This is a genomic window from Acidovorax sp. HMWF018 (genome assembly GCF_003061035.1).
Lineage (GTDB): Bacteria > Pseudomonadota > Gammaproteobacteria > Burkholderiales > Burkholderiaceae_C > Acidovorax > Acidovorax delafieldii.
Genome location: NZ_QAIM01000142.1, coordinates 6,615 through 17,431, shown reverse-complemented (window position 1 = coordinate 17,431; position 10,817 = coordinate 6,615). Strand labels below are relative to the sequence as shown.

11 protein-coding genes are annotated in these 10,817 nt (G+C 65.3%); 9 read left to right on the top strand and 2 right to left on the bottom strand.

Annotated features, from left to right (window positions below; all coding sequences use genetic code 11):
• The 4 genes from DBR23_RS05620 to DBR23_RS05605 form a co-directional block, all read left to right on the top strand.
• On the top strand, positions 1–454 hold a 454-nt coding region (locus DBR23_RS05620; protein ID WP_146191235.1), incomplete at its 5' end, for a zinc-binding dehydrogenase.
• Positions 455–585: 131 nt separating this feature from the next.
• Positions 586–1,293, top strand: a complete 708-nt coding sequence (locus tag DBR23_RS05615; RefSeq protein ID WP_108497576.1) for an SDR family oxidoreductase — start codon at positions 586–588, stop codon at positions 1,291–1,293.
• 391 nt (positions 1,294–1,684) lie between these two features.
• The gene (locus tag DBR23_RS05610) at positions 1,685–2,089 is read left to right on the top strand and encodes a GreA/GreB family elongation factor (protein WP_099729981.1); all 405 of its coding nucleotides are present in this window, start codon (positions 1,685–1,687) and stop codon (positions 2,087–2,089) included.
• A 123-nt stretch (positions 2,090–2,212) separates the two neighbouring features.
• Positions 2,213–3,169 (top strand): universal stress protein, encoded by a 957-nt coding sequence (locus DBR23_RS05605; protein WP_108497577.1) that lies wholly within the window; start codon positions 2,213–2,215, stop codon positions 3,167–3,169.
• A 56-nt stretch (positions 3,170–3,225) separates the two neighbouring features.
• Here the strand turns inward: DBR23_RS05605 and DBR23_RS05600 are convergent, their stop codons facing one another.
• Together DBR23_RS05600 and DBR23_RS05595 are read right to left on the bottom strand one after the other, a co-directional pair.
• Complete coding sequence (locus tag DBR23_RS05600) at positions 3,226–4,590, bottom strand: LLM class flavin-dependent oxidoreductase (RefSeq protein WP_108497575.1); 1,365 nt, start codon at positions 4,588–4,590, stop codon at positions 3,226–3,228.
• A 140-nt stretch (positions 4,591–4,730) separates the two neighbouring features.
• Positions 4,731–5,588, bottom strand: a complete 858-nt coding sequence (locus DBR23_RS05595; protein WP_108497574.1) for a TauD/TfdA family dioxygenase — start codon at positions 5,586–5,588, stop codon at positions 4,731–4,733.
• A gap of 279 nt (positions 5,589–5,867) precedes the next feature.
• Here DBR23_RS05595 and DBR23_RS05590 point away from each other — a divergent pair, with 279 nt between their 5' ends.
• From DBR23_RS05590 to DBR23_RS05570, 5 genes are all read left to right on the top strand, one after another.
• Positions 5,868–6,974 (top strand): ABC transporter substrate-binding protein, encoded by a 1,107-nt coding sequence (locus DBR23_RS05590; RefSeq protein ID WP_108497573.1) that lies wholly within the window; start codon positions 5,868–5,870, stop codon positions 6,972–6,974.
• 289 nt (positions 6,975–7,263) lie between these two features.
• Positions 7,264–8,136, top strand: coding sequence for an ABC transporter permease (locus DBR23_RS05585; RefSeq protein ID WP_369882088.1), 873 nt, complete (start codon positions 7,264–7,266; stop codon positions 8,134–8,136).
• Positions 8,137–8,149: 13 nt separating this feature from the next.
• Positions 8,150–8,953, top strand: coding sequence for an ABC transporter permease (locus DBR23_RS05580; protein ID WP_099729984.1), 804 nt, complete (start codon positions 8,150–8,152; stop codon positions 8,951–8,953).
• Positions 8,954–9,095: 142 nt separating this feature from the next.
• Positions 9,096–9,929, top strand: a complete 834-nt coding sequence (locus DBR23_RS05575) for an ABC transporter ATP-binding protein (RefSeq protein ID WP_108497571.1) — start codon at positions 9,096–9,098, stop codon at positions 9,927–9,929.
• A gap of 36 nt (positions 9,930–9,965) precedes the next feature.
• Positions 9,966–10,817: ABC transporter substrate-binding protein (locus DBR23_RS05570; protein ID WP_233250295.1), on the top strand; the 852-nt coding region annotated here is incomplete at its 3' end.

The window sequence follows — 10,817 nt, the reverse complement described above, 5'->3', positions numbered from 1 at the left end:
GGTCCAAAGCCTGGGCGCGGACGTTGTCATCGACTACCGCCAGCAAGATTTTGAAAACGTGCTGCGCAACTATGACGTGGTGCTGCACAGCCAGGACAGCAAGGCGCTGGCCAAGTCCCTGCGCGTGCTCAAGCGCGGAGGCCAACTTGTCTCCGTCTCGGGCCCACCCGATCCCGCATTCGGCAAAACCCTTCGTGCGTCGGGCTTCTTGCGGATGGTGTTCCGGCTGTTGAGCGCCGGTACCCGGCGCCGTGCCCAAGTGCTGGGCATTGGCTACTCGTTCCTGTTCATGTGTGCACAGGGCAGCCAGCTGCAGGAGATCACGCGCCTGGTGGATGCAGGGGCCATCCGCCCGGTGATCGACAAGGTGTTTCCCTTCGACGCAACCAACGAAGCCATCGCCTACGTGGAAACCGGCCGTGCCAAGGGCAAGGTCGTCGTCAGGGTGCGCTGAGCTGCTCGCTTACTGCTGCCTCGCACCCGTCTCGCGTCCGTCTCGCACCTATCGAACCCTCTCTCCATATCCATCCCTTGCACAGCCCGTGCATATCCCTGATCAGTCCCACCCCAACCCTGGAGATTCCCATGAAGATCGAAAACGCTGTTGTCCTCGTCACCGGTGCCAATCGCGGCATTGGCCTGGCCTTTGTTCGCGAGCTGCTCGCACGCGGTGCGCGCAAGGTCTACGCCGCCGCGCGCGATCCGTCCACCATCGTCCCGCAACCCGGCGTGCAGGCTTTGCGCCTGGACGTCAACAACTCCGAAGAGGTGGCGGCTGCCGCCGTGCAGGCGTCTGACGTGAGTTTGGTGATCAACAACGCGGGCATCGCCCAGCCCGGCGGGTTTCTGGCGGCCGACAGCGAAGAGGTGATGCGCCGCATCTTTGAGACCAATGTCTTTGGCGTGCTGCGTGTCAGCAAAGCCTTTGCCCCGGTCCTGCAGTCCAACGGAGGCGGGGCGCTGCTCAACGTGCTGTCTGTGGCGTCGTGGGTGAATGGCGGCGAGCTGGCTGCATACTCGGCCAGCAAGTCTGCGGCTTGGTCGCTCACCAATGCACTGCGCCACGAACTGGCCGCGCAAAACACGCATGTCCTGGGCCTGCACATGGCGTATGTGGATACCGACCTGACGCGCGGCTTTGACGTGCCCAAGACCAGCCCGGTTCAGATCGTTCGGCGCGCGCTGGATGGCCTGGAAGCAGGCGCGGACGAGGTGCTGGCCGATGAGCTCACACAGCATGTCAAGCTCGCGATGACAGCCACGCGACCCAGCTACCTGCCGCAAGTGGCCTGAGTACGCCGCGCAGGGGCCACCCAGCTGGCGTGACGCTCTGGGTGGCCTCTGGTGGCGACAAAGATCGGCCACCCAGCCGCCGGGTATCTGGCAAGAACCCTGGGGCTATTGCCCCCAGAACCGCCCGTGTTGCCTACACTCGGGCCCATGACGACCCTTCTGGTTTGCCCTTTTGCCGCCCTGGCTGTGCTGCCCCGCGCAGCGGCCTGCGCGCGAGCGGTGGCCAAGAAGAACGCGCGTCGTCAGCTGACGCCAGCACATTCCTGAGCCCGGCGGCACCCTCTCTCCTCATCCCCTTGTAGCGCAACCATCCACCGCCGGGCACCAGCCAAGCGCGGTAGCGGCCGTCTTGTCCCCACGGGGCACCGCCGCATTCGATGGAGTGCTTTGTATGCATGCAGTTGTGACCCCTGGCGAGCGCACGCTCACCGACTTGGACTATTCGCGCCTGACCAAGCTGGTCGGCAACCGGCCAGCCCCCTTGCTGGACGACCTGCTGGCCAACGCCGATATCACCAGCCCGCGCACCGTGCGGGCCGACGTGGTCACCATGAATTCACGCGTGGAGCTAGTGGACCAGCACACCCACCGGCGCCAGGTGCTGACCCTGTGCTACCCGCAGGACGCCGAGCCTGCGGCGGGCTTCATCTCGGTGCTGTCGCCGGTCGGCATCAGCCTGCTGGGCTTGCGGGCCGGGGACGTGGCCCGTTGGCAAACGCCCCATGGCGAAGAGTGCTCCGCCACCATCGAAAGCATCCAGTACCAGCCTGAGGCCACGGGCGACTACCTCACCTAGTCGCCTTCGCACGCCGGCCCGTTGCGGGCCGTACCACCAGATCACTGCCCACCAGACCGGCGCCAATCGCATTGGCAGCCGTTGGAGGAGTGCGCGTTGTTCACCACAGAAGGACGTACCACCATGACCCCTCGTTCCATCCTTGCCGTCACCGACTTTTCTGAACAGGGAGGGCACGCGCTGGCGCGTGCGGCGCTGCTGGGCGCAGAGCATCGGGCTGCGTTGCAGCTGGTGTATCTCTCCCAACCCGGCGAAGTGCCGCCACCCGACGTGGCCGTGCGACTGTCGCACCATGCGCTGCAGATTCGGCAGCGCCACCAGATTCCTGTTCATGCCGGAACACGCATGGATTGCACGGTGGCGGATATCGCCCGCGCGGCAGCGGGTCACGACCTGGTGGTGTGGGGCATGGCCCCGCAGCGCGGGTTGCGGGCCTGGTTCGGCGCGCACCCTGCGATCCAGTTGCTCCGTGCCTGCCGGCGCCCCGTGATCGTGGTGCGGAGCGCAGCGGCACAGCCCTACCAGAGCCTGATGGTGGCGGTGGATTTTTCTCAGGCTTCGCATCGCCTGGTGGAGCTGGGCCTGGCGCTCCACCCCCGCGCACGTGTGGAACTGTTCCATGCCGTCAGCACTGCCAATGAGGGCAAGCTGCGTTATGCCGAAGTGTCGGAACGCGCCATCCAGATCTACCGCGAGCAGTGCAGGCGCCATGCGCAGGACCGCATGTTCACGCTGACCGACTCGTACGATGCGCGGCGCAACCGGCTTTCATCCTCCATCGGCCGGGGCGACCCGGCGCGGCAGGTGCTGGTGGCGCAGCAAGGGGCCGGGGCCGACCTGATCGTGGTGGGCAAGCATCCCGCGTCCCGGTGGGCAGACTGGCTGTTCGAGAGCGTTGCGCAACGCATCCTGCGTGAAGCCCGCACGGACGTGCTGGTAGTACCGCACGGCTTTCAGTCCGCATCCCGGGGGGCCGCCCTGAAACGCCTGGCGACCGATCTGCCCGTGCGCCGTGTCAAGGCAGGCCAGCCGCGCCTGCCGAGCCATCCTAACCCTGCGGCGCTGCAGGGAGGCGCATGAAGAAGGAGCCCTGTGGACAGCTCTGCCGAGGTCATCGGGCTCGCCGTGCATGAGGCCTAGGCCGCCTTCGCGAGCAGCGTTGTGTACCGGCTCGCGGGCCGTGCCAAGCCCAGATTTTCCCGCAGGGTGGTGCCTTCGTAGGCGGTGCGAAACAGGCCGCGCCGCTGCAGTTCAGGCACCACCAGGTCCACAAACTCGTTGAGTGATTGGGGCAATACAGGCGGCATCACGTTGAAGCCGTCCGCCGCCCCGTTCTCAAACCATTCCTGCATGCGGTCGGCAATGGTCTCGGGTGTACCGATCACCACCCAGTGGCCGCGTGCACCGGCGAGGTATTCGTACAGCTGACGCACGGTGTACTTCTCTCGCCGGGCCAGCTCCAGCACCACGTGGGCGCGGCTGTTGATGCCCTTGGGTGGCTCGGGGATGTACGGCGGAGGTGCGTCAAGATTCCACTTCGACAGGTCCTCTCCGGGCCAGAAGGGGGTGAGAGTGGCCAGGCCCACACTGGGGTGGATCAGGGCCTGCAGCTCGGCCCACTTGGCCTGGGCTTCTGCCTCGGTGCGGCCAATCACGGGGGAGATGCCGGGAAGCACCAGCAGTTCTTCAGGACTGCGGCCGTACTTGGCCATGCGACCCTTCACATCCTTGTAGAAGGCCTGGGCCTCGGCCAGGCTGGTCCAGGCGGTGAAGATGGCTTCGGCCGTCGCGGCGGCCAGTTCCTTGCCGTCTTCCGAGGAGCCGGCTTGCACAATCACTGGGTGGCCTTGCACCGAGCGCTCGATGTTGAGCGGCCCTTGCACCTTGAGGTGTTTGCCCACGTGGTTGAGTGCGTGCAGCTTGTCGGGGTCAAAGTAGATGCCGCTTGCCTGGTCGCGCACCAGGGCGTCGTCGTCAAAGCTGTCCCACAGCCCCTTGACCACGTCCACAAATTCGTGGGCACGCTCGTACCGCGTGGCGGGGTCCGGGTGCGTGTCCAGTCCAAAGTTGCCGTGCACGTTTTCGGCGCTGGTGGTCACCACGTTCCAGGCGGCCCGGCCCTTGCTGATGTGGTCGAGCGACGCAAACTTGCGCGCCAGCAGGTAGGGGTCTTCGTAGGTGGTGGAGGCTGTGGCCACAAAGCCGATGTGCTTGGTGACGACCGACAGCGCTGCCCACAGCGTCACGGGCTCGAAGTGCGAGATGCGTCCCTGGCGGCTGAAGGACTCGCGGTCGCCCTTGTGCCACACGCCGGGGCTGTCGGCCACGAACACCTGGTCAAACAGGCCACGTTCGGCGGTTTTGGCGACCTCGATGTAGTGATCGATGTTGACACCCGAATCGACCTGTGAGCCCGGGTGGCGCCAGGCAGCTACGTGGTGGCCCGTGGCCATGATGAAGGCGCCGAGGCGCAGTTTTCTGGATGTGTCGGGTTGGGTCATGTGAGATTCCAAAACTTGTGGAGATGGCTCGCGGCCTTCGACACTGGCGCGGCCCAGGCCAGTGCACCCGTGGAACCGGCTTTGCCAGGCCAGGGGGGCGTCTCCTCAAGGGGGATGGCGCCGAAGGCGGCTCAGGGGGGCTACTCGGTAATAGTGATGCGATGCAGCTTGCGGTGCTGCGGGAAGAAGTCGCCCACTGCGTAGTGCTGGGTGGAGCGGTTGTCCCACACGGCCAGCGTGCCCGGCGCCCAGCGCAGGCGGGCCTGGAACTCGGCCACCTGTGGCAGGGCAAACAGCTGGGTCAGCAGCGCATCGCTGTGCGTGCGGTGCAGGCCCTTGATGTGGCTGGTGAAGGTGGGGTTCACGTACAGGATCTTCTTGCCCGTGACGGGGTGCACGCGCACCACGGGGTGCTCCACGGGCGGGTACTTGGCGCGGGCGGCCTTCAGTTCTTCGCCGCTGGCGTCCTTGCGCAGCAGGTACTCCGTCCAGCCACTGATCTCCCAGGTGTGCACGGCCGTGAGCGTTTCCAGGTAAGCCTGGAAGGCGGGTGGCAGACTGGCGTACGCGGCCGTGAGGCTGGCCCACAGCGTGTCGCCGCCGCTGGCCGGGATCACCTGTGCATAGAGGCTGGTGCCAAGCGGCGGTTGCTCGCGCCAGGTGATGTCCGCATGCCATTGGTTGGACGCCTTGGGGCGCTCGGCCGTGCTCTCCACGATCTCGATCTCAGGGTGGCTCTCCAGCCGGGGGAAGAACGCCTTCACCTCGGCCACATTGCCAAAGCTGCGGGTGAAGTCCACCTGCTGCTGCGGCGTGATGTGCTGGTCGCGGAAGAACAGCACCTCGTGCACGGCCAGTGCCTGACGCAGCTCGGCCTGCGTGGCGGCGTCCAGGGGCTGGCGCAGGTCCAGCTCGTGGATGACTGCCCCGATGGTGGGGGTGTAGGGCTCTACCGCAAAGCGGGTGAACGTGGGGTGCAAATCGTTGATCTTGGACATGGCGCTACTTTCTGAAACGGTGGGGTGATGAAAGAGAACTCCCACACGATTGGGACAGCGCGCAGTGCGCGCATCAACGAAGCAGTTCGCATATGCATAGTCGGAAAACTGTGCCTTGCACTGGCGAGCGTGGGCCTGCCATCCGCAAATTTGGATATCTGTTTTTGGTCGTTGGCCCAAGCGCAGGGCTTGCCTAGAGTGATTGGCGATGTGTGCAGCACATTGCGCACGCACACCGGCACGACAACAGGCACAACAACAGGCACGAAGGGTCAACAGATGAAAAAAACGCAATGGAAAACAGCGCTCTGGAAGGCTGCCACGACAGCCAGCGCAGCGGTGGCCCTGGGCCTGTGGGCGGGTAGCGCAGCCGCACAGGCGCAAGATCCCCTGAAGGTGATCCGCATCGGCATCGCCACCGGCGGTGTGGGCAGCGACCCGGTGCGCCATGGTGGCACCTCGGCCGCGCTGGCCTACACCGATGGCGGGCTGGAAGAAGAGTTCAAGAAGGACGGTGTGAAGGTGCAATGGACCTTCTTCAAGGGCGCGGGTCCGGCCGTCAATGAGGCACTGGTCAACAAGCAACTGGACTTTGCGTGGCAGGGCGACCTGCCCTCTATCGTGCACCGGGCCAGTGACGTGAAGACCAAGATCATTCTGGGCAGTGGCGTGCGCGGTGGGCTCTACCTTGCGGTGCCGCCCGACTCCAACATCCGCCGCCTGGAAGACCTCAAGGGCCGCAAGGTGGCCGTATTCAAGGGCACGAACCTGCATCTGGCAGCCGTGCGCGCGCTGGCCGACAAGGGTCTGAGCGAGCGCGATGTGAAACTGCTCAATCTGGATTTGCCCAGCGCTGAGGCGGCGTTGGTCAGCAAGGACATCGACGCCGCATTTGGCTATGTGGGTTTTTTCAAGCTGCGTGACCAGGGCCTGGCCAAGGTGGTGTGGTCGGCTGCGGAAGATTCCTACAAGTACACCCGCCAGACGGCGCTGCTGGTGACCGACGACTTCGCCGCCCGCCACCCCAAGGCGGTGGAGCGCGTGGTCAAGACGGTGGTGCTGTACGCCCATAAATATTCCGACGAAAACCGCCGTGCCGAACTGTTTGCGCAGTGGGGCAAGGCCGAGTACGCCGAGAAGGTGTGGCGCGAAGACTTTATTGGACAGCCGCTGCGCGTGCGCCTGTCGCCACTGCTCGACCCATTTCTGGTGGCGCGCTACAAGGACGCGGCCGACGAGGCCCACAAGCTCAAACTCATCCGCAAGAAGCCAGAGATCGATAGCTGGTTTGACCGCCGCTATCTGAACGCTGCACTCAAGGAGCTGAAGCTGGAGAGCTACTGGCCTGTGTATGGCGCCAATGGGGATCTGGTCGCCGCCCCCTGATCCAGGTCTCCAATCCAAACCACGGTGTCCAAGCCCGGAAAAGCCGCTCACCACCGCTCGTTGCAACCCGCCCGCACCTTGTGCGCGGCGGGTTTTTTGTGCCTGCGCCGAGGCAACCTCATAACGCAAGCGTCGCTGCTCATGCCGCAAACATCTTTGTCATTGCATATGAGTATTAACCATTTATTTTTATAACAAACGTCTTTTACATTTCTTTTGGTTGTTATTGATGGCGCTGCGCTCACCCCAGGTGGTAGCAGCTCCACCACCCACAAAGGAAATGCAAAAGATGGCGATACCCGCACTGAATGCGGCCGGGCCAGGCAGCCCCGTGAGCCCGCTGGACGCGCTGCCGGATGCCCCTACGCGCCGCCCCGTAGCGGCAAGGCAAAACGCTGCCTGGACTTGGGCGAGGCGTTCGCTCTGGGCTTGGCCCTTTCCGCTGGCCGTGCTGGCGCTGTGGCAGCTCTCCGCCCTGTGGGGCTGGGTGCCCGAGCAGGTGCTGCCGCCGCCCGCCGCCGTGTTCAAGGTGTTTGGCGAGCTGCTGGCCAGCGGAGAGTTGTGGGACCACCTGCGCATCAGCATGGTCCGTGTGTTTGCGGGCTTTGGCATCGGCCTGTCGCTGGGCCTGGTGCTGGGTGGTGCCATGGGCCTGTCGCCGACATTCCGTGACTACTTCTTCCCATTGTTCAAGGCCTTCAGCCAGGTGCCGGTGATCGGCTGGCTGCCGCTGCTGATCCTGGTGGTGGGCATTGACGAGGGGCTCAAGTTTCTGCTGATCGCCAAGGCGGCCCTGGTGCCCGTGGCCATCAACACCTGCCAGGGTATTCAGAACGTGCCCAACCGGCTGGTGGAGGTGGCGCGTGTGTATGGCTTCACCCGCTGGCAGATGCTGCGCAGGGTGGTGTTTCCGGCGGCTACGGCACCCATCTGGAACGGCGTACGCTATGGCCTCACGCATGCCTGGCTGGCGCTGGTGGTGGTGGAACTGCTGGCGTCATCGGAGGGCATTGGGTTCCTCATCGTCTATGGCCGCCAGCTCTTTCAGCTGGACGTGGTGCTGGCCGCCGTGCTGGCCGTGGGCATCGTGGGGTTTGTGATCGACAAGCTGCTGGCCGTGTCCGAGGCCTGGCTGCTGCGCTGGCGCAAGCCGGGTTTGTGAGCGGGGTGTGCCAATGTCTTCTGTGAACGTGCAACGCAACGTGTTCCAAAAAGTGCCCGCACGCCTGCGGGGCTGGGTGCTGCCCGTGCTGATCCTGGCCGTGTGGTGGGCGGTGGTGGCTTCGGGGGCGTCCGATTCGCCCCTGCTGGTATCGCCATTGGCCGTATGGCAGCGCGGTGTGGGCCAGGTTGTCAGCGGCGAACTGTGGGTGGCCTTGTCGGCCAGCCTGTGGCGCATGGCCTGGGGGTTCGGCATTGGCTCCGGCATCGGGCTGGCGGTGGGTGCGCTGCTGGGCTGGTCGCGCTGGGCCGAGCGGCTGGTGGGGCCCACGTTCCACACGCTCAAGCAGATCTCGCTGTTTGCGTGGATTCCGATGCTGTCGATGTGGTTTGGCCTGGGCGATACCGCCAAGGTAGCGTTTGTGGCCATGGCGGCGTTCTTTCCGGTGGTGCTCAACACGCTGGAGGGCCTGCGCAGCGTGCCGCGTGAGTACCTGGAGGTGGCCCGCGTGTACGAGTTCAGCGTGTGGCAAACGCTGCGCCGTGTGGTGGCGCCTGCCGCCGCGCCCTCACTGTTTACTGGCATCCAGCTCTCGCTTATCTACAGCTGGCTGGCCACGCTGGGGGCCGAATACCTGCTGGCCTCTGGCAAGGGCATTGGCAACACGCTGATCGATGGGCGCGAGCATTTCTGGATGGACCTGGTGCTGTTTGGCGTGGTGGTGGTGGGCCTGGTGGGCTTTGTACTGAACGCGCTGCTGGCCGCACTGGAAAAGCGCCTGCTGGCCTGGCGTGATCGCACGATCGCAAGGTATTGAGCCCCCTGAGGCGCTGCGCGCCATCCCCCTCAGGGGGACGCCCCCAGGGGCCTGGCAAAGCCAGCTCCCCGGGGGCTCTGGCCTGGGCCGCGCCAGTTGCGGGCCATTGCTGAGAACAACGTCATTTGAAAAGGAACACACCATGGCACACGCCGGTACCCTGGCCATTCGCGGCCTGAACAAGCAGTACGAGGTCAAGGGCGAAGCCCTGCCCGTGCTGCAGGACATCCACCTCACCATCGAGCCCGGCGAGTTCGTGGGCATCGTGGGCTCGAGCGGCTGCGGCAAGTCCACGCTGCTGCGGCTGGTGATTGGCCTGGAGGGCGATTACCAGGGCGAGATCCTGCTCAACGGCCAGCGCATTGTGGGCACCAGCCTCAACCGGGGGATCGTGTTCCAGGAGCACCGCCTGTTTCCCTGGCTCACGGTCGAGAAGAACGTGGCGCTGGGCCTGCTCAACTCCAGCCTGACCGAAGGCCAGCAGCGCGCCACCGTGCGCGAGCACATTGCGCTGGTGGGCCTGCAAGGTTTTGAGACTGCCTATCCGCACCAGCTCTCTGGCGGCATGTCGCAGCGCGTGGCCATTGCGCGGGCGCTGGTCAACCGGCCCGACATCCTGCTGCTGGACGAACCCTTTGGCGCACTCGACGCCATGACCCGTGCCCACCTGCAGCAGGAGCTGCACCGCATATGGCAGCAGGAGGGCATCACCATGATCCTGGTGACCCATGACGTGGAAGAGGCCGTGTACCTGGGCGACCGCGTGGTCGTGATGGAGCCTCGCCCCGGCCGCATCCGCCGCACCGTGCCGGTGGGGCTGCCCCATCCGCGCGAGCGCACCTCCCACGCGTTCACCGCCATCAAGGACAGCGTGCTGCGCGAGTTCTCCGGCCACCCGGCGGCCGATCTGGCCGAGCCGCCGCTCAAGCGCGGCGAGCAGCTAGCGCCTGCCGCGCAGTGGCAATTTGCTGTTTGATTGTTTGTTCCCCTTTTACCGATCCCCGAGATTCCCATGACACAACAAAACCCCCTCGCTTTTTCCACGCGCCGTTCGCTGATGGTGGCTGGCGCTGCCGCATTGGCCGCCCCCATGGTGCTGCGCGCCCAGTCGCCCGCCAAGGTCATCCGCATCGGCTCGCCCGACCTGGGTACGGCCGGCAAGCCCTCGCCGGGCGGCAGCGTGTTTGCGGTGCTGCAGGCCAACAAGTGGCTGGAAGATGAATTTGCCAAGGACGGCATCAAGATCGAGTGGAACTTCTTTCGCGGCGCAGGCCCGGCCGTGCACGAGGCGCTGTCGGCCAAGCAGCTCGACATCGTCTCGCTGGGCGACCTGGCTGCCGTCATTGGCCGCGCGCGCGGCCTGCCCACCCGCTTCATCGCGGCCACGGGGCGGGGCAGCAACAGCTATCTGGCCACGGCGCCGGGCGTGAGCATCAAGACCGTGGCCGACCTCAAGGGCAAGAAGGTCACTGTGCTCAAGGGCACCGCCTACCAGCGCACCTTCGACAACCTGCTGGCCACGGCGGGCCTGACCGAAAAGGACGTGAAGCTCATCAACATGGACTGGCCCACCTCCAAGGCCGCCGTGGTGGCTGGGCAGATCGACGCCACGTTCGGCGGCTCGGACCTGTTCCTGCTCAAGGCGCAGGGCGCGCAGATTGCGCTGAGCACCAAGGGCCGTGGACCGGACTACACCATCAACTCCGGCATCCTGGCCACCGAGGATTTCGCTGCACAGAACCCGCAGCTCACCCAGCGCCTGGTGACCCAACTGGTGCGCGCCGCCCACTGGTCTTCGCAAGAGGGCAACCGCGAGGCGCTCATCAAGCTGTACGCCGACAACAGCGGCAACCCCGAGCTTTCG

Bases quoted from the DNA above. Each gene is read 5' to 3' on its own strand.
- DBR23_RS05610 (WP_099729981.1), top strand. From the start codon at position 1,685: ATGCATGCAGTTGTGACCCCTGGCGAGCGCACGCTCACCGACTTGGAC.
- DBR23_RS05590 (WP_108497573.1), top strand. From the start codon at position 5,868: ATGAAAAAAACGCAATGGAAAACAGCGCTCTGGAAGGCTGCCACGACA.
- DBR23_RS05600 (WP_108497575.1), bottom strand. From the start codon at position 4,590: ATGACCCAACCCGACACATCCAGAAAACTGCGCCTCGGCGCCTTCATC.
- DBR23_RS05580 (WP_099729984.1), top strand. From the start codon at position 8,150: ATGTCTTCTGTGAACGTGCAACGCAACGTGTTCCAAAAAGTGCCCGCA.
- DBR23_RS05585 (WP_369882088.1), top strand. From the start codon at position 7,264: ATGGCGATACCCGCACTGAATGCGGCCGGGCCAGGCAGCCCCGTGAGC.
- DBR23_RS05615 (WP_108497576.1), top strand. From the start codon at position 586: ATGAAGATCGAAAACGCTGTTGTCCTCGTCACCGGTGCCAATCGCGGC.
- DBR23_RS05575 (WP_108497571.1), top strand. From the start codon at position 9,096: ATGGCACACGCCGGTACCCTGGCCATTCGCGGCCTGAACAAGCAGTAC.
- DBR23_RS05595 (WP_108497574.1), bottom strand. From the start codon at position 5,588: ATGTCCAAGATCAACGATTTGCACCCCACGTTCACCCGCTTTGCGGTA.
- DBR23_RS05605 (WP_108497577.1), top strand. From the start codon at position 2,213: ATGACCCCTCGTTCCATCCTTGCCGTCACCGACTTTTCTGAACAGGGA.